Source organism: Acidovorax sp. PRC11 (assembly GCF_031844105.1).
In the GTDB taxonomy this organism is placed as follows: Bacteria; Pseudomonadota; Gammaproteobacteria; order Burkholderiales; family Burkholderiaceae_C; genus Paracidovorax.
Genome location: NZ_JAUZUQ010000014.1, coordinates 33,630 through 52,845 on the forward strand (window position 1 = coordinate 33,630; position 19,216 = coordinate 52,845).

Below are 19,216 nucleotides of genomic sequence, written 5' to 3' on the forward strand. Positions count from 1 at the left end.
ACCGACAGGGCCCTCGTCGGCGCCGCGCTAGCCCGCGGCTTCCGGCGGGCGGTCGTTCTCGATCCAGACCTTGGTCGCATCGCCCACGCGGGACAGCTGCATGTGGTATTCGTAGCGCTCGGGATGGTAGAGCCCGGTCAGGAACTGCACGGGCCGGCCGCCGGCATCCACCGCCACGCGGGAGACGCGCAGCAGCGGCACGCCGGGCGCGACCCGCAGGGCCGCGGCCACGTGCAGGTCGGCCAGCGCGGCTCCCAGGGTCTGCTCCGCCGACACCACCTGCACGCCGGACTGCTCCAGCGCGACCAGCATGGGCACGTCCTGCAGCGTGGGCTTCTCCACCGCCGCCGCCAGGTCGTGCGGCAGGAAGACTTCGGTGTAGGCGATCGGCTGGCCCTTGAACTTGCGCACGCGCACCACCTTGAGCACCGGGCTGCCGGGCGGCAACCGGAGCGCCTGGGCCACCCGTGATGGCGCCGGCAGCACCCGGTGCTCCAGCACGGCCACCCGCGTACGCCGGCCCATGTTGACGATGTTGTCCAGCAGGCCCCCACGCAGCCGCAGGTGGCTGGGCAGTTCGTCCTGCGCCGCGGGCAGCGTGCCCTTGCCGCGCAGTCGCACCACCAGGCCTTCCTCTTCCAGCCGTGCCAGGGCCGAGCGGATGGTGACGCGCGCCACGCCGAACTCCTCGGCCAGCTGGCGCTCGCCCGGCAGCGGCAGGCCGCGTTCGTACCGGCCCGATTTCAGCCGCTCGCGCAGGATGAGCCGCACCTGGTGGAAGCGCGGCAGGCTGGGCAGGGCGGGCGGGTCGGCAGGCTCGGTCCGGGGCATGGTGCCGACTGTAGGCGGCGGGCGGAGCCGGCGCAAGGCGACCGGGCAGCGCGGTGCGCGCGCCCGTCAGCCGTAGAGTTTGCCCTGCGCCAGCAGCTCCGGCGTGCCGAGCAGCTGGTTGAGCCCGTCGAACTGCAGCATCTGCGGCCAGTACGGTTCGGTGGTGCCGTGCCGGTGCAGGCTGGCCAGGTAGCCCTGCAGGGCGTGGCTCAGGGCGCGCACGGTGCCGCCTGGGAAGATGGCCACGCGGTAGCCCAGCGCCTGCAGCTCGGCCGCGGGCAGGATGGGGGTCTTGCCGCCTTCGACCATGTTGGCGAGCATGGGCGCGCGGGGGGACAGGCGCGCCAGCGCGGCCGCCATGTCCTCCCGGGTGCGCAGCGCTTCCACGAAGAGGACGTCGGCGCCGGCGTCGGCATAGCGCTCCATGCGGTCGAGCGCGGCGTCCAGGCCCTCCACCGCCACGGCATCGGTGCGGGCCACGATGAGCGTGCCGGCGTCGCGCCGCGCATCGCAGGCCGCGCGGATCTTGCCCGCCATCTCCGCGCTGCCGATGAGCGTTTTGCCGTCCAGGTGGCCGCAGCGCTTGGGGCTGGTCTGGTCCTCCAGCTGGATGGCCGAGGCGCCCGCACGTTCCAGCAGGCGCACGGTGCGCTGCACGTTGAGCGCGTTGCCGAAGCCGGTGTCGGCGTCGACGATGAGGTGCAGGTGCTCGGTGCGCTCGCGGATCGCGGTGGTCACCTGCGCCACGTCGTCCAGCGAGAGCAGCCCGATATCGGGCCGGCCCAGGCGCGTATAGGCGATGCTGGCGCCGGACAGGTAGGCGGCGTCGAAGCCGGCCTGCGCGACCAGCAGGGCCGAGAAGGCGTCGTACACGCCGGGCGCGGTGACGATGGCGGGCGATTGCAGGCGGGTCTTGAGGTCGGTGGTCATGGCGTGGGCACGTCGGTGGCGGAGGGTGCGCGCCGGGCCGCCAGGCGCTTTTCCAGGTGGGGCAGCAGGCCGCCGTCGCGGATCATGGCGACGAGGTGGGCGGGAATGGGCTCGCAGGCGAGCACGCGGCCGGTGGCGAGGTCGTGCACGCGGGCCCGGTCCAGGTCGCAGGCCACGGGCGCGCCGGTCGCGACGGTCGGCGCCTCGGGGCACACCAGCAAGGGCAGGCCGAGGTTGAAGCCGTTGCGGTAGTAGATGCCCGAGAACGACCGGGCCGCGACGCAGGCCACGCCCAGGTGCCGCAGCACCTCGGCCGCCTGCTCGCGCGACGAGCCCGCGCCGAAGTTGCGCCCCGCGAACACGATATCGCCCGGCCGGACCTCGGCCGCGAAACGCGGGTCCACCGATTCCAGGCAGTGGCGGGCGATCTCGGCGATGCCGAACTTCATGTAGGCGCCGGGGGCCAGCAGGTCGGTGTTCAGGTCGTCGCCGAACACCCAGGCGCGGCCCGTGGCGGCGATGGCGTGCGCGGCCGTCATTGCAGCATCTCCCGGGGATCGGCCACGCGGCCGGCCACCGCCGAGGCGGCCACCGTCCAGGGCGAGCCGAGGTAGATCCGCGCCTCTGCCGAGCCCATGCGGCCCTTGAAATTGCGCGCCGTGGTGCTGATGGCGACCACGTCGGGCCCGAAGGTGTGCGCGCCGTAGCCGGAGCAGGCGCCGCAGCTGGTGGGCAGCAGCTCGGCGCCGGCCTCCAGCAGCGCGCCGAGCACGCCTTCGTCCCGTGCGCGCTGCTGGTCCTGCAGGCTGGCCGGAGCCACCAGCAGGCGCACGCCGCGGGCCACCCTGCGCCCGCGCAGCACCTGCGCGGCCATGCGCAGATCGTCCAGCTTGGCGCCCGTGCAGGCGCCGACGTAGGCGAGGTTGATGGCCACGCCGCGCAGGTCCGCCGCATCGCGGCCGTGGGCCGGACTGTGCGGCTCGGCCACCTGGGGTGCGAGGGCACCGGCGTCGAAGGCGTGGTCGGCCAGCAGCGGGGCGCCGGCGTCGGTGTGCCAGGGGGCCGTGTCCACGCCGTCCGCGCCCTCGCCCGTGCCGGCCAGCCAGGCGCGGGTGACCTCGTCCGGCGCCACCAGCCCGGCCTGGGCGCCCAGCTCCGCCGTCATGTTGGAGAGCGTCATGCGCTCCTGCATCGACAGGGCCTGCACCGCCGGGCCCGCATATTCGACCGCCTGGTACTGCCCTCCGTCCATGCCGAAGCGGGTGCACAGGAACAGCATCATGTCCTTGGCGGACACGCCCGGGGCCAGCCGGCCGTTCCATGCCATGCGCAGCGTGTGCGGCACCTTGAGCCAGATCTCGCCCGTGACGAGCACGCCCAGCATCTCGGTGGCGCCCACGCCGAACATGTAGGCACCGAACGCGCCGCCCGTGGGGGAATGGCTGTCGCCGCCCACGGCGAACATGCCGGGCCGCAGGTAGCCCTGCTGCGGCACCACCACGTGGCAGATGCCCTCGGTGTCGTGGAAGCGCGCCACGCCGGCGCTCTTCACCCAGTCGCGCGCGATCTGCACGATGGCGCGGCTCTCGTCGTCGTAGGCGGGCACGTAGTGGTCGGTGACGACCACCACCTTGTCCGGGTCCCATACCTTCGCGCCCAGGCGGTCGAGCATGGGCTTCACGCGGCGCGGTCCGCCCGAGTCGTGCATCATGGCCAGATCCACCCGGCAGGTGACGATCTCGCCGGGCTCCACGTGGCTGCGGCCTGCGGCGCGGGCCACGAGCTTCTGCGCCAGGGTCTGCGCGGGCACGGAATCCCGCATGGGGGTGGGGACGGCGCTCATTCGACGCTCGCGCCCGAGGCCTTGATGATCTTCGCCCAGTCCTGCACGTCCTGGGCCACGAACTTGGCGAACGCGGCGGGCGGCATGTCCACCGTGGTGGCCGCCTCCGTGCGCATGCGCTCCTGGTAATCGGGCGACCCGATGGCCTTCTTCACCGCCGCGTAGAGCTTCTGCGTCACCTCCCGGGGCATCTGCGCGGGGCCGAACAGGCCGAACCAGGCCATCGATTCGAAGCCCTTCACGGTCTGCCCGATCGGCGGCACGCCGGCGAACTGCGGCAGCGGCTCGCGGCTGCTCACGCCCAGCAGCTGGATGCTGCCGTTCTGCATGTGCGGCAGCACGTTCACGGTGCTGGCGAACATCAGGTCCACCGTGCCCGCCAGCACGTCGGACAGCGCCGGGCCGGTGCCCTTGTAGGGCACGTTGACGATGTCGGTGCCGGTCAGCATCTTGAACTGCTCGCTGGCCAGGTGCAGGGACGACCCCTGGGCACCGATCGCGAAGTTCAGCTTGCCCGGATTGGCCTTGGCGTAGGCGATGAGCCCGGCCGTGTCGGAGAACGGCGCGCCCTTGCGCGCGATCAGCACGCTGGGCACCCTGGCGACCATGGTGATGGGCGTGAAGTCCTTGACCGGATCGAAGCCCAGGTTCTTGTAGAGCGTGGCGTTGATGGTGTGGCCCGTGAAGCTCATGAGGAGCGTGGAGCCGTCGGCCGGGGCCTTGGCCACGTAGGCTGCGGCGATGTTGCCGCCGGCCCCCGCGCGGTTTTCCACCACCACGGGGCGGCCGAGCGTATCCCCCACCATGCGGCCGATGACGCGTGCCAGCGTGTCGGTGGTGCCGCCGGACGGGCTGCCCACGACGATGGTGATGGGTCTGCCGCTGTCCTGGGCCCAGGAGGGCGCGGGGGCCAGGGCGGCGGGGAGGGCGCAGAGCGCGGCCAGCGCGCAGCGCCGGCTGAGGGCGGTGTTCATCGTGTCTCCTGGGGTCTTCTTGTCGATCGGCCGATCCTAGGCACGCCGCCCGGCGCTTTCAATGGAACCTGCTGGTCCCATCGGGCAGACCGGAGGGGGCAGGGCGGCAGGGCGGCAGGGCGGCAGGGCGGCAGGGCGGCAGGGCGGCAGGGCGGCAGGGCGGCAGGGCGGCAGGGCGGCGTGGTGGCGTTTGGACTACGCGGCGGGGCGGTGCGGCGCGGTGTAATCGCAGCCATGGAACCGAGGGATGCCGATACCCCGCGCCGCCGGCCGCGCCGTGGCGCCGCGCAGCAGGCGGTGATCGCCTGGCTGGCGCAGCGCGGCTGGAAGCCGTTCGCCTTCCAGCGCGAGGTCTGGGATGCCATGGCCCGCGGCGCCTCCGGCCTGCTGCACGCCACCACGGGCGCGGGCAAGACCTACGCGGTGTGGCTGGGGGCCCTGCAGGCGTTCGCGCAGGAGCCCGGCGCGAAGCGCTCCGCATCCCGGGCGGACCCGGCCGAGTCCCCCCGGGGCCGTGCAGGAAAGCCGGTCTCCGAGCCGCTGACGGTGCTGTGGCTCACGCCCATGCGGGCCCTGGCCGCGGACACGCTGAAAGCCCTGCGCACGCCGCTCGACGAGCTCGCCGCCACGCATCCCGTGCTCGCGCGCTGGACGGGCGGGGCGCGGACGGGCGATACCGGCAGCGCCGAGCGCGGGGCCCAGTCGCGCCGGCTGCCGACGGTGCTGGTGACGACGCCCGAGAGCCTGTCGCTGCTGCTCGCACGTGCCGATGCCCGGGAGTTGCTGTCCACCGTGCGGCTGGTGGTGGCCGACGAGTGGCACGAGCTGCTGGGCAACAAGCGCGGGGTGCAGGTGCAGCTGGCGCTCGCGCGGCTCTCCGGCTGGAACCCCGCCTTGCAGGTCTGGGGCATGTCGGCCACGCTCGGCAACCTGCCGGAGGCGCAGGATGCGCTGCTGGCGCCGCTGGGTGCGCAGGCGCGGTCGGCGGGCGTGCTGGTGCAGGGCCAGGTGGACAAGAAACTCGTGGTCGACACGCTGCTGCCCGACCACCCGGAACGCTTCTCGTGGGCCGGGCACCTGGGGCTGCGCATGCTGCCGGCGGTGGTGCGCGAGCTGGAATCCACGTCGACCACGCTGGTGTTCGTGAATGTGCGGTCGCAGGCGGAGCTCTGGTACAAGGCGATTCTCGACGCGCGGCCCGACTGGGCGGGCGAGCTGGCGATCCACCATGGCTCGCTGGACCGCGGCGTGCGCGAATGGGTGGAGGCGGGGCTGAAGGAAGGGCGCCTGCGCGCGGTGGTGTGCACCAGCAGCCTGGACTTAGGCGTGGATTTCCTGCCGGTGGAGCGCGTGCTGCAGATCGGTTCGGCCAAGGGCATCGCGCGGCTCCTGCAGCGCGCCGGGCGCTCGGGCCATGCGCCGGGGCGGCCCTCGCGCATCACGCTGGTGCCCACGCACAGCCTGGAGCTGGTGGAGGCGGCGGCCGCGCGCGCCGCGGTGCAGGCCGGCGAGGTGGAGATGCGCGCCAGCCCGCGCCGGCCGGTGGACGTGCTGGTGCAGCACCTCGTCACCGTGGCGCTGGGCGGCGGCTTCGAACCCGAGGCGCTGTACGCGGAGGTGTGCCGCACCGTGGCCTACCGCGACCTGCCGCGCGCGGTCTGGCAGTGGTGCCTGGATTTCGTGCACCGGGGCGGGCCGTCGCTTGCGGCCTACCCGGACTACCAGCGCGTGGCGCCGGACGAAGAGGGCATCTGGCGCATGCCGAGCGCGCGCCTCGCGCGCCGCCACCGTTCGAACATCGGCACCATCGTGAGCGACGCCAGTATGGCCGTGCAGGTGCTGCACGGCGCACGGCTGGGCACGATGGAGGAGAGCTTTCTCTCGCGCCTGTCGCCGGGCGATTGCTTCGTGTTCGCGGGGCAGGTGCTGGAGATGGTGAAGATCGAGGACATGACGGCCTACGTGCGCCGCGCCGCCCGCGGCCGGCCCACGGTGCCGCGCTGGGCCGGCTCGCGCATGCCGCTGTCCACGGTGCTCGCGGATTTCGTGGTGCAGCAGCTCGCGCTGGCGGCCGCGGGGCGCTACGGTTCGCCCGAACTGCGCTGCGTGCGGCCGCTGCTGGACGTGCAGCAGCGCTGGTCCGCGCTGCCCACCCCCGGCACGCTGCTCGCCGAGACGCTGCGCACGCGCGAGGGTTGGCACCTCTTCGTCTATCCGTTCGCGGGGCGCCATGCGCACACCGGCCTGGCGAGCCTGTTCGCCTGGCGCGCGGCCCAGGGCGAGGCCGGCACGTTCTCCATCGCCGTGAACGACTACGGGCTGGAGCTGCTGTCGGCCACCGAGCGCGATTGGGCGGCGCTGCTGCCGGAGCTGCTGCGGGTGCGGGCCGTGGCGGTGCCGCCGGAACCCGATGCCCCTGCGGGGGAGGGCCCGGATTCGGCCCGGGGGGCGGAAGCGGCAGATGCGGCCGAACGGCCGGACGGACGAATCGCTGCCCGCGAGGCCCTGGCGATCCGCAACACCGCGAATGCCGTGCGGGCGGAGGCGGAGGACGCCGCGGGGAACGGGGCCGAGGTCGATGCCCATGCCCATGCCGGTCCGGAGGGCGACGCCCTTGCGGGTCCGGATGCCGGTGCCGACGCCGAACGCCACGCGCTCCTGCACGAGGTACTGGCCAGCCTGAACGCCACCGAAATGGCGCGCCGGCGCTTCCGCGAGATCGCGCGCGTGTCCGGGCTCATCTTCCAGAGCCACCCGGGCGAGCGCCGCAGCGCACGCCAGTTGCAGGCCTCGTCGCAGCTGTTCTTCGAAGTCTTCCGCAAGTACGACACCGGCAACATGCTGCTGCGCCAGGCCGATGAGGAGGTGCTGAGCCAGGAGCTGGACGTGGCGCAGCTGCTGGCCGCGCTGCGCCGCATGCAGGCACAGGAACTGGTGGTGAAGCCGCTCACCCGGCCCAGCCCGTTCGCGTTCCCGCTCATGATCGAGCGGTTTCGCGAAAAGCTCACCAACGAGGACCTGGCCGACCGCATCGCGCGCATGCTGGCGCAGCTGGACACGGCGGCCGATGCCGGCAGTGCCGCGCCGCCCGAATCTGTTGCCGCGCAGGAGGTGGTGCCCCCCGATCCGCCCGCGCGGCCGCAGCGCCGGCGCGGGGCGGCGAAGAAGGCGGCCGATGCGGATGCGGGTGCGCAAAAGGCGGAGGCACCGGTGCCGCCGGCCCAGACCGCCATGCAGCAGGCTGCCGACGCGGTGCGCCGTACGCTGGATTTCTCGCTCACCTCCACCGAAGACTCCGGCAGCGGCGGCGGCGCACCGGGTGCAGCGCGCGCCCGTCGCCGTGAACGCAAACCGTCGCGGCCGCTGCCGAGGCTGTGAGCGGCGCGACGCGTCAAGCCGCCAGGCGGGAGGGGCATGGTCTGTGCCGGCTACGCCATCTGGAACAATCGTGCATCCTTGCTCCATTGCTGTGCACGCATCCTTTCCCTTGACCGGCGCATCCATCTCCGCTTTTGCTTCCGCTGCCGCCCCCACGTTCGCCATGACCGTCCTTGCCGGCACCGAAGTGCATCTGCTTCCCGACCGGGCCCTCTGGTGGCCCGCGGGCCGCACGCTCTTCGTGGCCGACGTGCACCTGGGCAAGGCCGACACCTTCCGCGCGCGCGGGCTGCCGGTGCCCTCCGGCACCACCCGCGACAATCTCGCGCGGCTCTCGGCGCTGGTCGCCGCGCAGGGCGCGCAGCGGCTCGTGGTATTGGGCGACTTCCTGCACGCGGCCGAGGCGCAGTCACCCGCCGTGCTGGCCTCGCTCGCGGCGTGGCGCGCGGCGCATGCGGCGCTGGAGGTGGTGCTGGTGCGCGGCAACCACGACAGCCACGCGGGCGATCCCCCCGCGGAACTGGGCATCGCGATCGTGGACGAGGCCTGGGCGCTCGGCCCCTTCGCCTGCTGCCACCATCCGCAGCGGCACGCGGCGCTGCACGTGCTGGCGGGCCACGTGCACCCCGCCATGGTGCTGCGCGGGACGGGCCGGGACGCGCTGCGGCTACCGTGCTTCGTGGCGGAGGGGGGCCGTGCCGCCGATGCCGGTTTCACGCTGCTGCCGGCCTTCGGCGAATTCACCGGGGGGCAGACCATGGCACCGGCGGCGGGCCGCCGGTTCTTCGCCGTGGGCGGAGGACGCGTGTGGGCCGTGCCCGTGCCCGGCACGGTCTCCGAGGCATCCCGCAGGGCCTGAGCCGCCCGCCTGCGGCTCAGGATTCGGACGGCCCGGGCCCTGCCGGGCCGTGGCCCGGTGCATCGAAGCCTGCCAGGCGCCGCAGCAGCCGGTCTTCTTCGCGGCGCCAGTGCGCCTCCACTGCGCGAGCCCGTGCCGCGTAGTCGGCCTGGCCCTCCAGGTCTTCGGGCACGTCCTGGTCGAAGAACGCATCCGCGTCGCGGGCCTGGACGTGCGCCCGGAATTCCTCCGGGTGCAGGGCCTGCATGCCGGCGCGCCAGGTGGAATGGCCCATCAGGAAATCGCTGCGGGTGGCGGGGTGGTTCGCCTGCCGCAGCACGGCATGTTCCAGCGCGGCCAATTGGTCCTGCTGCAGCCCGCTGACGCCCCGGCCGGTCGTGCCGGACACGGTGCCCTCCGGAAGGTCCAGGCGCTCCCGCAGCGACTGCTTGGCGTGCACCATGGTTTCCAGCGGTTCTTCCGTCAGCCGCTTGCGGAGCCGGTCTTCCAGGTCCGGGCGCCGGAGCTGCCGCTCGATGAAGCGGTGGACTTCGCTCTCCAGCAGCGTGAGCCGCAATTGCTGGTCCGCCCAGCGATGGAACTGCGCCGCGTTCATCCGTCCGCTGCGGATGTCGTCCACCATCTGGTGGTCGCGCACGGCCAGCAGGATCTTGGAGAAGCTTTCCAGTACGTTGTCGGTGCCGTCTGCGCAATCAGGAACACCTGCCCACGCAGCGCGGGGCTCTGGTGGATCGCATCGATCACCGCGGCGACCTGCCCGCTGCGCTCCGCGGCCGCGGCGGAGAACGCCTCCGCCGACAGCGTGTCTCGCAGGCGCGCCAGCAGGCGGTTGAACGCCGGGGCATGGGGCTCGTCGTCGAACCGGTCGCCAGGGGCCGCCGTACTGCCCGTCCACCACGCCATTTCCCGTCCCAGGGGCTGCCTCTGGCGCGCCAGATCCAGGGCCAGTTCGGCTTCGGCGTCCCACGGTACGGCCCCGGCCGGCGCGGCATCGTCGGCCTCCGTGTCGTTCCGGTAGCGCAGCAATTGGCGCGCGGCCGCTTCCACGGCCGGCGCTGGCTCCGCATGGGGGGACGGCGCGCTGCTGGCCGATTCCGGCTCGGGCGCGGCATGCCGCTGCTCCTCGTCGGACGGCTGCAGCATCTCCGGCGGTTGCGCGGGGGCATGGTTCAACAGGTCCATCAGCCAGGAGGCCGCCTCTCGGAGTTCTGCGCCGTACCCGTCGGGATCCGGACTGCCGGGGGGCGGCGACTCCCGCGCAGGCGGTACGGCCGTGCCGTCGGGGGCCGCGTCCAGCGGTGGCGGCGTGGCGGGGCGGGGCGGGGAGGGCGGGATCAGCCGCGCGCGCGGTGCCAGCCCCTGCCGTGTCGCCCCGGGCAGCGGGGCCCGCGCGGCAGGGCCGGCCGGCAGGTCCGAAGGGCCGGGTGCCGATGGCTCCGACCTCCGCTGGCGCACGGAGCGCGCGGTCGCATCGGTGGGGGAGCCGGGTTCGTGCGGGCGTGTGCGGCCAGAGGGCCGGAGAGCGTCCATGGGGGCTTTCTGCCGTGGGCGGGTACGGCGCGGTGGCGATGGATGTGCGAGAGGCGATGGTCGCTCGTCCTGGCCGCGTGTCGCGCGCCCATGCGCAGCCGAAGCGCACTGCGCGAAAAAAGCAGAAAGCGGACCGCCAAGCCTGGCGGAGCATGGCCCGAAGGCCTATCGGTCCTTCAGCTGCGCATTTCCGCCCAGCACCGGCCGATCGGGCAGCCCGTTGGCTTCCCGGGCGTCCCCCGTGGCCGGGAAATGCGCCACCAGGAGGGCCGACACCTCTTCCAGTGCCTGCGTCAGCCCGTCCTCGTAGCGTGCCTCCCTGAACGCCGAGCCCATGCGCGCCACCATCGCATGCCAGGTGGCAGGGGGCACGGTGCGCGCCAGGGCGCGATCGGCCACGATCTCGATCGCGTGGTCGGCGAGCAGCAGGTAGATGAGCACGCCGTTGTTGTGCTCGGTGTCCCACACGCGCAGCTTGCCGAACAGCGTCACGGCCCGCTCCCGGGCGCTGGCGCCGCGCCAGAGGTAGCTCGCGGGCAGGCCGCCCTCGGCGCAGATGCGGATCTGGCCGGTGTGCCGTGCCTCGCTGGCCGCCACACGGCGCGCGAGGCGATCGAGCAGGTCCGGCGGCAGCGCCCGCTGCAGGCCGCCCTCGGCCCAGCGGTGGCGCGCGAGGCGCGCGATCCGTGCGGCGAAGCCGGGCGGGTGGGGCGGCGCGGGCGAATGGGCGGAGGACGTCATGGGCGTACCGGAAAAAGAAGCGGTCTGGAGTGGCTGGTGCAGCAGTGGATCGGGGTCTGGGGTTGTGGCGGGGAGCGGTCGGGCTACCAGTCGCCCGAAGCACCGCCGCCGCCGAAGTCGCCGCCTCCGCCGGAGCTGAAACCCCCACCCCCGCCGAAGCCACCGCCGCCACCATGGCCGCCGCCGCCCCAGCCGCCCATGCCGATGCCGGTGCCCAGCCCGGTCGAGAACCCGTCGCGCAGCCCGCCGCGCCGTCCGCCGGCCAGGCCCGCCCGGCCGCCGAAGAGCCAGGTGTAGAGCAGCGCCACGATGCCCGCGCCCGCTGCGAGCAGGGCGCTGGCGGTGAACAGGTAGGCGAAGAGTCCGGCCGCGCCCCCCGTCGCCACGCCTCCGAGGCCGCGGCCGAGAATGCCGCGCGCCAGGGGGCCGCCGACCATCACCCCGAAGAACAGGAAGATGGCGAAATCGTTCCAGTCCACGCCGCGCTCGGCGCGGGCCGCGGGTGCGTTCCCCGTGGGCGCGGGCAGATTTTCTCCGGCGATGCGGGCGCTGAGCTGTCCCAGCGCGGCATCGATGCCTCCGGCGAAATCCCCGTCGCGGAAGCGCGGCTTCATGGCTCCGTCGATGATGCGCGCGGCGGCGATGTCGGGGATCGCGCCCTCCAGTGCCTTGGCCACCTCGATGCGCATGCGGCGGTCGTCCTTCGCGACCACGACCAGCACGCCGTCGCCCACGCCCTTGCGGCCGATCTTCCAGGCGTTGGCCACGCGGTTCGCGAACGCGGCGATGTCCTCCGGCGCCGTGGTCGGCACCATGAGCACCGCGATCTGCGCGCCTTGCCGTTCCTCGATGCCGGCCAGGCGCGCTTCCAGCCGCTCGCGCTCGGGGGCGCCGAGCGTGCCGGTCTCGTCGATCAGGTGGGCCGTGAGCGGCGGCACCGCGCGCAGCGCCCGGGCCGGCGCGGCGCACAGCCCGAGCGCGATGCAGACGATGGCCAGCAGGAACCGCAGGATGCCGGAGTGCCGCATGGAAGGAGCTACGGGCGAAGGTCGGGGACTGCGGCCGTTCAGCGCGAAGCGGGCGGTGCCGCCGGTGCCGCGGGGCGCGAGAAGTCCACCGTGGGTGGCGTGCTGATCTGCGCTTCGTTCTGCACCGTGAAGCTGGGCTTGGGCTCGTAGCTGAACACCTTCGCCGTCAGGTTGGTGGGGAAGCTGCGCGCGAGCACGTTGTACTCCTGCACGGTCTGGATGTAGCGGTTGCGCGCCACGGTGATGCGGTTCTCGGTGCCCTCCAGCGTCACGCGCAGGTCGCGGAACGCCTGGTTGGCCTGCAGCTGGGGATAGCGCTCGGCCACCACCATGAGGCGGGAGAGCGCGGACGACAGCTCGCCCTGCGCCTGCTGGAACTTGTTGAACGCCTCGGGGTTGTTCAGCGTCTCGGGCGTCACCTGGATCGAAGTGGCCTTCGCGCGTGCCTCCACCACCTTGGTGAGCGTGTCCTGCTCGAACGCGGCCTCGCCCTTCACCGTGGCGACGATGTTGGGCACGAGATCCGCGCGGCGCTGGTACTGGTTGAGCACTTCGCTCCACGCGGCCTTGCTCTGCTCGTCCAGGCGCTGGAAGTCGTTGTAGCCGCAGCCCGAGAGGGCCAGCACGGCGGCGAGGGTGGCGATGAGGCGTTTCATGGTGTGCGGCCACCGGGCGGGAGTGCCGTCCGGGGGCGACGTGCCCCCTCCGCTCCGGTGCGGCACCATTCTGCCGCAGCGCCCGCTGCCGCCGCGTCAGCCGGCGACGCATATGCGCATATCGCGTGACCGGTCCCCGCCGCGCGAGAATGCGCCACCGGCGGCTGCACGGCGCGGCCGGATTGCCGACAATGCGCAGCAACACGTTCCCGGACGCGAGGACCCATCCACGATGAACACACGCACCCCCTACCGCGCCGCCCTGGTGAGCGGCTCTGCCGACGAGACCGAGGCCGCGTTCTACGAGGCACTGCAGGCCGGCGACATCGACCGCTTCATGGCTTGCTGGGCGGAAGAGGACGACATCGTCTGCGTGAACCCCGGCGGCCCCCGGCTGCTGGGCGCGGGCGCCATCCGCGCCGCGTTCACCGCCATGTTCGAGCACGGCGGGCTGCGCGCCAAGCCGGCCCAGGTGCACCGCGTGCAGGCGCTGGCGAGCGCCGTACACAGCGTGGTCGAGCACGTCGAAGTGCGGCTGGAGGGCAACGTGCGCGAGGCGCTGGTGCAGTCCACCAACGTCTACCACAAGACCCCGCAGGGCTGGCGGCTGGTGGCGCACCATGCGAGCCCGGGTACCGTCCACGAAGCCGTGGCCGGCCCGGTGCCGCCGGTACTGCATTGAGGATGCTCCGGCCGGGCTTTGGGCAGGGGCGCGCTGCGGCCACGCCGGCATGACGGACGCCATGGACTACGCCGCTCCCCGCTGGCTTCCCGGAGGCCACCTGCAGACCATCTGGCCGGCGCTCGCCGCGCGCCGCGCCGACGGAGACCCGCCCGCCTATCGCCGCGAGCGGTGGACGGCACCGGACGGCGACTTCGTGGACGTGGACTTCCTCGGCGTTCCCGGCCGCGCACCCGGCGCGCCCGGCGCACCGCGCCCGCTGCTCGTGCTCTTCCACGGCCTGGAGGGATCGTCCCGCAGCCACTATGCCGAGGCCTTCGCCGGCGTGGCGCGGGCCCGCGGCTGGGACTACGCCGTACCCCACTTCCGGGGCTGCAGCGGCGAGATCAACCGGGCACCGCGCGCCTACCACTCGGGCGACCACGAGGAGATCGACTGGATCCTGCAGCGCATGGCGCAGCGGCAGCGGCCCGCGGGCGGCACCGAGGGCCCGCGCGCACCGCTCATGGTGGCCGGTGTTTCGCTCGGCGGCAACGCGCTGCTGCGCTGGGCGGGCGAGCGGGGCGCAGCCGCCGCGCGCAGCGCCGATGCGGTGGCGGCCGTCTGCTCGCCGCTCGACCTGGCGGCGGGCGGCCTCGCCATCGGGCGGGGCTTCAACCGGCAGGTCTACACCCGCATGTTCCTGCGCACCATGGTGCCCAAGGCGCTCGCCAAATGGCAGCAGCATCCCGGCCTGTTCGACCGCGACATCCTGCGGGCCGCGCGCGACCTGCACGCTTTCGACGACGTGTTCACCGCGCCGCTGCACGGCTTCCGCGATGCGGACGACTACTGGCGCCGTGCCTCCGCCAAGCCCGTGCTCCCTGCGATCCGCATCCCGGCGCTGGCGGTGAACGCGCTCAACGACCCGTTCGTTCCCGCGGCGAGCCTGCCGCGCCCCGGCGAGGTCGGCGCGCACGTCACGCTCTGGCAACCGCCGCAGGGCGGGCACGTGGGCTTCGCGTTCGGGCGCCTCCCCGGCCACGTGCGGGCCATGCCGGAAGCCGTGGCCGACTGGCTGGCCCGGCAGGCCGGGGCCGCGCCCGCCGTGCCGGCCGGGACACCCACCTACGCAGAGGCCGCCGCGGCCGTTCTACGATCGCCCCATGGATGACATCGTCAAGCAGGCCATCGCCCGGTGGCCCAACGTACCCGATTGCTACGGCTGGCTGGGCCTGGATGCGCGCGGCCGCTGGTTCATGCGCGACGACGCCGTGCAGGCCCAGGGGCCATTCCCCGCCGCGCGCGGCGCGCTGCTGCAGCATGCCAAGCTCATCGATTTCATCCAGCGCAACTACGAGCCGGACGAGCAGGGCCGCTGGTTCTTCCAGAACGGGCCGCAGCGCGTGTACGTGGAGCTCGAAGCGACGCCGGTGGTCTGGCGCGTCGAGGAGGACGAGGCCGCCGATGGCGGTTTCGCCATCACGGCCCATACCGGCGAGCGCTCGTCCGTGCGGGAATGCCTGCTCGACGAGGACGGCCGGCTCTACCTGTTCGACGGGCGCGTGCTCGGCCTCGTGCACACGCTGGACATGGAAATCGCGGCGCGCGCCGTCGAACGCGGGCTGTGGACGCCCGTGGACGTGCAGGCGGGCGGCCTGCCCGAGCGCTACGGCTATGTAATGCGGCCTTCGGAACTCCGGGCCTGAACGGCAAAAAGCCGGCCACGGGGCCGGCTCTTCGGGGCAGGCGGGTGGATTACTTGACGGCGTTGGCCATGTACTCCACGGTGGCGCGGATCTCCGCGTCCGAGGCCTGCGTGCCGCCGCGCGGGGGCATCGCGCCCTTGCCCGCGATGGCGATGCGCGTCATGCCGTCGATGCCGTCCTTCAGGCGCTCGGCCCAGGCCGCCTTGTCGCCGAACTTCGGCGCACCGGCCACGCCGGCCGCGTGGCACACCTGGCAGGCCTGCTTGTAGAGCGCCTCGCCCGCGCCGGCGGCCACGGCGGCGGCAGGTGCCGTCGCGACCGCCGCCGTGGGGGCGGCTGCCGCAGGGGCGGCAGGGGCCTGTTCGGCGGGCGCTGCCGCCACGGCCGGTGCCGCAGGTGCGGGCGCGCCCGGCGTGGTGGCCGCCTGTGCATCGGCGGGGGCGGAAGCGCCCGCGGCGGCAGGCGCCGCAGGCTCGGTGAACTTGGCGCCGGCCGCGTTCGCCATGTAGGCCACGCCGCGGGCGATCTCGGTGTCGTTGAAGTCGCCGCCGCCCTGCGGAGCCATCGCGCCCTTGCCGGCCAGCGCGGAATGCACGAGCTTCTCGAAGCCGGTCTGGATGCGCGGTCCCCAGGCGGCCGCGTCGCCGAACTTCGGCGCACCGGCCGCGCCGGTGGCATGGCAGGCGGCGCACTGGCCCTTGAAGACTTCTTCGCCGCTGCGCAGCGGCCGGTTGGCGTCGCGCACCTCCACCATGCCCACCTTCTGGATGCGCTCGGCCAGGGCCCGTTCGGGATTGCCCGCGCCCTGGGCCGGCTTGGTGCCCGACGTCACGTAGAGCACGAGGCCGATGATGGCGAAGACGGGCACCACGAAGCAGAAGAAGACCGTCCAGAGCAGCTGGCGGGGGTTCTTGATCGGTCCGGTGTGCGCTTCTTCGTGGGGGGTGTCGCTCATGGGGGTGGTCCTCTATGGGGGTATGTCTGGCGGAACCAGCGGACGATTATAGAAAGCGACCTGACGGCCGGCCGTTAGGGAAAACGGCCAGCCGCAACACCCTTGCGCTGGGTCAAGAAGCGCGCATGCCCGGCCGTCGAACCCCGTCAGTGGCCCCAGTACCGGTAGGGCGGCGTGTAGCGCCAGACGTCGGTGTTCCAGCGCTGTCCGCCGCCGCCGTCGGCCCCGCAGGTGAAGCCGAAGCCCGAGAACACGTACATCTCGCCCAGCACCGTGGCGGCCGCGGTGCGCTTGATGCGCGGGAAGGCATCGCCCTGCGGTGCGAGCCGGCGCCATGCCTGCGCGTTCAGGTCCAGCCGCCGCAGGGCGTTGGTCGGGTTCTGCGGAAACCCCGCGCCGCAGCCCGAACTGCCGCCGGGCTGGTCGCCGCCGGCCATCAGCAGGCCATTGCCGAGCAGCGCGTCGGCGCCATGGTTCTGCGGCGGGTCGATGTCCTGGCCCGGGCCGAGCACGAGCTGCCGCCAGGCCAGGGTGTGCAGGTCGAGCGTCCAGGTGTCGCGCAGGAAGACGAACCCGCCGTTGCCATCGGTGGCCTCGCCCCCGTGGAGCGTCACCTGCCCGCGGTGGGGCGTGCCCGTCACGGCGCCCGAGTAGCGCGGCGGTGGCGATCCCGGCGCGCCGTGGGGCGCGAGCTGGGTCCAGGAACGGCTGGCGAGGTCGAAGCGCCAGAGGTCGTTCAGCGTGCGGAAGCCCGCCACCACCCCGCCGAACACGTAGAGCTGGTCGTCCGCGCGCCAGACCACCGGCCAGGCGCGCGGCAGGGGCGCGGGACTGCCCGGGTCCGGTGCGATGCCGGACAGGACCTGCCAGCGGCCGGCGGACGCGTCGTAGGCCCAGACGTCCGCGAGCGGGGTGAACTGCGACAGATCGGCCGAGTAGCGGGCGCCGCCGAACACCACCAGCCAGTTCCGGTGGGGCACCGCCACTCCGCCCGCGAAGGCGCGCGGGGACGGTGCATCGCCCGGCGGCGCGAGCCGCGTCCAGCGGTTGGCATGCACGTCGTAGCGGTGCAGGTCCGCCAGGAAATCGTTGCGCCCGGTGCGGAAGTCGTCCTTCACTCCGCCGAAGAGATAGATGCTGCTGCGCAGCGCGGCGGCCGCCGGGGCACTGCGCTCCGACGGAGCCCCGGGGCTCTGCAGCCGGGTCCATACGCCGTCGTCGTCCGGGTCCAGGGGCGTTGCCTGGACGCCGAGGGCCGCGCAGGCCGAGACCGCGCCACCCAGGCCGAGCAGGTGCCGGCGCCGCAACGCGGCGCCTGTGGGGCCGTGCGCCGGTGGCGGGGCGTGGGGCGGCAGGTCGTGCGGTGGCATGCGCCGTGCCGGGAAATGCGGATCTGGCATCGGTTTCCTCCCTTCCTTCTGGTGCGTGTTCGAAGCAGCGAAGGTACCGTCCCTCCCGGAATCCACAAGCCGCTGCACGGCATGCAATGCATTCCGATTTTTTCGCCACGCAGGCGGGCGGCGGCGTGCCGCCGGGATGGGGGCGCCAGCGCCGGGCCGCACAAGAAAAAAGCGCCCCGCGGGGCGCTTGGTCGGGGAGCTCCGGGCCGCCACCGCGGCGGTCCCGGGAACCGCTCAGGACCGCGGCACCGTGCCGGCCTGGCCCTGGGCACCGTCCTGCGCGGGCGTCCAGCCCCCGCCGAGCACCTTGTAGAGCGCGATCTGGTTCTGCAGCTGCAGCAGCCGCGTCTGCACCACCAGCTGCTCGGAGGTGAACAGGGAGCGCTGCGCATCCAGCAGATCGAGGTAGCTCGCCACGCCGTTGCGGTAGCGCAGGTCGGACAGCTCGAAGCGCTTGGCGTCGGCCGCGGCCTGGGCGCGCTGCGCGGCGAACTGCTCGCCCAGCGTGGCCTGCCCCGCCAGCGCGTCCGAGACTTCGCGGAAGGCCGTCTGGATCGATTTCTCGTACTGCGCCACCGCGATGTCGCGGCCCACGCGCGCCGAATCGAGCGTGGCCTGGTTGCGGCCACCGTCGAAGATCGGCAGCGCCAGCTGCGGCGCCAGCGAGAACGCCCAGGAGCCGCCCTTGAAGAGGCCCGACAGCTCGTTGCTCACCGTGCCCGCGCTGGCCGTGAGCGAGATGCGCGGGAAGAACGCCGCCCGGGCCGCGCCGATGTTGGCATTGGCCGCGACCAGCTGCTGCTCCGCCTGGCGGATGTCCGGCCGGCGCGCCAGCAGATCGGACGGCAGCCCGGCGGTCAGGGCGGGCATCGCGGGCGCATCGGCCAGCCGCGTGCGGGCATCGAGCGTGGACGCGACGTCCTGCGGCAGCGGCTGTCCGAGCAGCAGCGCGAGCGCGTTCTCGTCCTGCATGCGCTGGCGACGCTGCTGCGCATAGGTGGCGCGCGCGGCCTGCGCCAGGCCCTGGGCCTGGCTGAAGTCGAGTTCGGAGCTCACGCCGTTCTCGAGCCGCAGTTTCGTGAGCTGCACGGACTCGTCGCGCGTCTGCAGGGTGCGGCGGGAGATGTCGAGCAGCTCCTCGTCGGCCAGCAGATTGAACCAGCCGGAGGCCACGGCCGAGACCAGGCTGATCTGCGTGGAGCGGCGCGCCTCTTCGGTGGCGAAGTACTGTGCGAGCGCCTGCTCCTTCAGCGCGGCGATGCGGCCGAAGAAGTCGATCTCCCAGGCCGAGACCGCGAGGCCGACCTGGTAGCTGTTGACATAGTTGCCCGTGGTGGTGCTCGGCTGGCGCGAAGCGTTCACCGCCGCGGCCACGGTGGGGAACTGGCCTGCGCGCTGGATCTGGAACTGCGCGCGGGCCTGCTCGATGTTGAGCGCGGCCACGCGCAGGTCGCGGTTGTTCTCCAGCGCGATCGCGATGAGCTGCTGCAGGCGCGGATCGGGGAAGAACGCGCGCCAGTCGATGTCCGCCGCCGGCGTGCCGGCCGTGGCCGGCGCGGCTGCGCCGGCCGCCGGGTAGGCCGCGGGCACGGGCGCCGCCGGGCGCTCGTACTTCGGGATGAAGCTGCAGCCCGCGAGCAGCGCGGCCGCGGCCACCGCGGAGAGGAGGAGGGGGCGCGCGCCGCGGCGTGCGCTGAAGGTTGCTTGCATGGTGATGGGCT

At 73.3% G+C, this 19,216-nt stretch carries 18 protein-coding genes; 5 read left to right on the forward strand and 13 right to left on the reverse strand.

The window, feature by feature from the left end:
• Positions 1-27: 27 nt before the first annotated feature.
• The 5 genes from Q9R47_RS16235 to Q9R47_RS16255 all read right to left on the reverse strand — a co-directional run bounded on the left by Q9R47_RS16235 (position 28) and on the right by Q9R47_RS16255 (position 4,578).
• Positions 28-831 (reverse strand): GntR family transcriptional regulator, encoded by an 804-nt coding sequence (locus tag Q9R47_RS16235; protein WP_311234224.1) that lies wholly within the window; start codon positions 829-831, stop codon positions 28-30.
• A 66-nt stretch (positions 832-897) separates the two neighbouring features.
• A complete protein-coding gene (locus tag Q9R47_RS16240) occupies positions 898-1,761 on the reverse strand; it encodes an isocitrate lyase/phosphoenolpyruvate mutase family protein (protein ID WP_311234225.1) in 864 nt (287 codons plus the stop codon).
• Positions 1,758-2,300: a 3-isopropylmalate dehydratase gene (locus Q9R47_RS16245; RefSeq protein WP_311234226.1), complete on the reverse strand. Its 543-nt coding sequence runs from the start codon at positions 2,298-2,300 to the stop codon at positions 1,758-1,760. Before Q9R47_RS16245 ends, Q9R47_RS16240 begins: the two co-directional genes overlap by 4 nt.
• Positions 2,297-3,604 (reverse strand): 3-isopropylmalate dehydratase large subunit, encoded by a 1,308-nt coding sequence (locus Q9R47_RS16250; protein WP_311234227.1) that lies wholly within the window; start codon positions 3,602-3,604, stop codon positions 2,297-2,299. Before Q9R47_RS16250 ends, Q9R47_RS16245 begins: the two co-directional genes overlap by 4 nt.
• Complete coding sequence (locus Q9R47_RS16255; protein ID WP_311234228.1) at positions 3,601-4,578, reverse strand: tripartite tricarboxylate transporter substrate-binding protein; 978 nt, start codon at positions 4,576-4,578, stop codon at positions 3,601-3,603. The genes Q9R47_RS16250 and Q9R47_RS16255 overlap by 4 nt, the downstream gene beginning before the upstream one ends.
• Positions 4,579-4,812: 234 nt before the next feature.
• Between Q9R47_RS16255 and Q9R47_RS16260 the strand changes: the two genes are divergently transcribed.
• The gene (locus Q9R47_RS16260; protein WP_311234229.1) at positions 4,813-7,956 is read left to right on the forward strand and encodes a ligase-associated DNA damage response DEXH box helicase; all 3,144 of its coding nucleotides are present in this window, start codon (positions 4,813-4,815) and stop codon (positions 7,954-7,956) included.
• Positions 7,957-8,119: 163 nt separating this feature from the next.
• Positions 8,120-8,815, forward strand: a complete 696-nt coding sequence (gene pdeM / locus Q9R47_RS16265) for a ligase-associated DNA damage response endonuclease PdeM (protein WP_311234230.1) — start codon at positions 8,120-8,122, stop codon at positions 8,813-8,815.
• A gap of 16 nt (positions 8,816-8,831) precedes the next feature.
• Here the strand turns inward: pdeM and Q9R47_RS24325 are convergent, their stop codons facing one another.
• From Q9R47_RS24325 to Q9R47_RS16285, 5 genes are all read right to left on the reverse strand, one after another.
• Positions 8,832-9,452, reverse strand: a complete 621-nt coding sequence (locus Q9R47_RS24325) for a hypothetical protein (RefSeq protein ID WP_404977160.1) — start codon at positions 9,450-9,452, stop codon at positions 8,832-8,834.
• On the reverse strand, positions 9,407-9,997 hold the full coding sequence (locus tag Q9R47_RS24330; RefSeq protein WP_404977161.1) for an NEL-type E3 ubiquitin ligase domain-containing protein: 591 nt from the start codon (positions 9,995-9,997) through the stop codon (positions 9,407-9,409). Before Q9R47_RS24330 ends, Q9R47_RS24325 begins: the two co-directional genes overlap by 46 nt.
• Positions 9,998-10,510: 513 nt before the next feature.
• The gene (locus Q9R47_RS16275; RefSeq protein WP_311234231.1) at positions 10,511-11,086 is read right to left on the reverse strand and encodes a TPM domain-containing protein; all 576 of its coding nucleotides are present in this window, start codon (positions 11,084-11,086) and stop codon (positions 10,511-10,513) included.
• Between the two features lie 83 nt (positions 11,087-11,169).
• On the reverse strand, positions 11,170-12,114 hold the full coding sequence (locus tag Q9R47_RS16280) for a TPM domain-containing protein (RefSeq protein ID WP_311234232.1): 945 nt from the start codon (positions 12,112-12,114) through the stop codon (positions 11,170-11,172).
• 38 nt (positions 12,115-12,152) lie between these two features.
• Positions 12,153-12,770 (reverse strand): LemA family protein, encoded by a 618-nt coding sequence (locus Q9R47_RS16285; protein WP_311234233.1) that lies wholly within the window; start codon positions 12,768-12,770, stop codon positions 12,153-12,155.
• Positions 12,771-13,002: 232 nt separating this feature from the next.
• On the opposite strand from Q9R47_RS16285, the gene Q9R47_RS16290 reads away from it, so the two are divergent.
• From Q9R47_RS16290 to Q9R47_RS16300, 3 genes are all read left to right on the forward strand, one after another.
• The gene (locus tag Q9R47_RS16290; RefSeq protein ID WP_311234234.1) at positions 13,003-13,452 is read left to right on the forward strand and encodes a nuclear transport factor 2 family protein; all 450 of its coding nucleotides are present in this window, start codon (positions 13,003-13,005) and stop codon (positions 13,450-13,452) included.
• A gap of 61 nt (positions 13,453-13,513) precedes the next feature.
• A complete protein-coding gene (locus Q9R47_RS16295; protein WP_311234323.1) occupies positions 13,514-14,605 on the forward strand; it encodes an alpha/beta fold hydrolase in 1,092 nt (363 codons plus the stop codon).
• Complete coding sequence (locus Q9R47_RS16300; RefSeq protein ID WP_311234235.1) at positions 14,598-15,140, forward strand: DUF2946 family protein; 543 nt, start codon at positions 14,598-14,600, stop codon at positions 15,138-15,140. Before Q9R47_RS16295 ends, Q9R47_RS16300 begins: the two co-directional genes overlap by 8 nt.
• Before the next feature lie 49 nt (positions 15,141-15,189).
• On the opposite strand, the gene Q9R47_RS16305 is transcribed toward Q9R47_RS16300, so the two are convergent.
• From Q9R47_RS16305 to Q9R47_RS16315, 3 genes are all read right to left on the reverse strand, one after another.
• A complete protein-coding gene (locus Q9R47_RS16305) occupies positions 15,190-16,095 on the reverse strand; it encodes a c-type cytochrome (protein WP_311234236.1) in 906 nt (301 codons plus the stop codon).
• Between the two features lie 146 nt (positions 16,096-16,241).
• Entirely contained in the window at positions 16,242-17,495 is a 1,254-nt protein-coding gene (locus tag Q9R47_RS16310; RefSeq protein WP_311234237.1) for a kelch repeat-containing protein, read from the reverse strand.
• A gap of 234 nt (positions 17,496-17,729) precedes the next feature.
• Entirely contained in the window at positions 17,730-19,205 is a 1,476-nt protein-coding gene (locus Q9R47_RS16315) for an efflux transporter outer membrane subunit (RefSeq protein WP_311234238.1), read from the reverse strand.
• Between the last annotated feature and the right edge of the window lie 11 nt (positions 19,206-19,216).

Bases quoted from the DNA above. Each gene is read 5' to 3' on its own strand.
- Q9R47_RS16310 (WP_311234237.1), bottom strand. From the start codon at position 17,495: ATGCCAGATCCGCATTTCCCGGCACGGCGCATGCCACCGCACGACCTG.
- Q9R47_RS16240 (WP_311234225.1), bottom strand. From the start codon at position 1,761: ATGACCACCGACCTCAAGACCCGCCTGCAATCGCCCGCCATCGTCACC.
- Q9R47_RS16300 (WP_311234235.1), top strand. From the start codon at position 14,598: ATGGATGACATCGTCAAGCAGGCCATCGCCCGGTGGCCCAACGTACCC.
- Q9R47_RS16315 (WP_311234238.1), bottom strand. From the start codon at position 19,205: ATGCAAGCAACCTTCAGCGCACGCCGCGGCGCGCGCCCCCTCCTCCTC.
- Q9R47_RS16295 (WP_311234323.1), top strand. From the start codon at position 13,514: ATGGACTACGCCGCTCCCCGCTGGCTTCCCGGAGGCCACCTGCAGACC.
- Q9R47_RS24330 (WP_404977161.1), bottom strand. From the start codon at position 9,997: ATGGACCTGTTGAACCATGCCCCCGCGCAACCGCCGGAGATGCTGCAG.
- Q9R47_RS16285 (WP_311234233.1), bottom strand. From the start codon at position 12,770: ATGAAACGCCTCATCGCCACCCTCGCCGCCGTGCTGGCCCTCTCGGGC.
- Q9R47_RS16290 (WP_311234234.1), top strand. From the start codon at position 13,003: ATGAACACACGCACCCCCTACCGCGCCGCCCTGGTGAGCGGCTCTGCC.
- Q9R47_RS16255 (WP_311234228.1), bottom strand. From the start codon at position 4,578: ATGAACACCGCCCTCAGCCGGCGCTGCGCGCTGGCCGCGCTCTGCGCC.
- Q9R47_RS16260 (WP_311234229.1), top strand. From the start codon at position 4,813: ATGGAACCGAGGGATGCCGATACCCCGCGCCGCCGGCCGCGCCGTGGC.
- Q9R47_RS16250 (WP_311234227.1), bottom strand. From the start codon at position 3,604: ATGAGCGCCGTCCCCACCCCCATGCGGGATTCCGTGCCCGCGCAGACC.
- Q9R47_RS16280 (WP_311234232.1), bottom strand. From the start codon at position 12,114: ATGCGGCACTCCGGCATCCTGCGGTTCCTGCTGGCCATCGTCTGCATC.
- Q9R47_RS16305 (WP_311234236.1), bottom strand. From the start codon at position 16,095: ATGAGCGACACCCCCCACGAAGAAGCGCACACCGGACCGATCAAGAAC.
- pdeM (WP_311234230.1), top strand. From the start codon at position 8,120: ATGACCGTCCTTGCCGGCACCGAAGTGCATCTGCTTCCCGACCGGGCC.
- Q9R47_RS16235 (WP_311234224.1), bottom strand. From the start codon at position 831: ATGCCCCGGACCGAGCCTGCCGACCCGCCCGCCCTGCCCAGCCTGCCG.
- Q9R47_RS16245 (WP_311234226.1), bottom strand. From the start codon at position 2,300: ATGACGGCCGCGCACGCCATCGCCGCCACGGGCCGCGCCTGGGTGTTC.
- Q9R47_RS16275 (WP_311234231.1), bottom strand. From the start codon at position 11,086: ATGACGTCCTCCGCCCATTCGCCCGCGCCGCCCCACCCGCCCGGCTTC.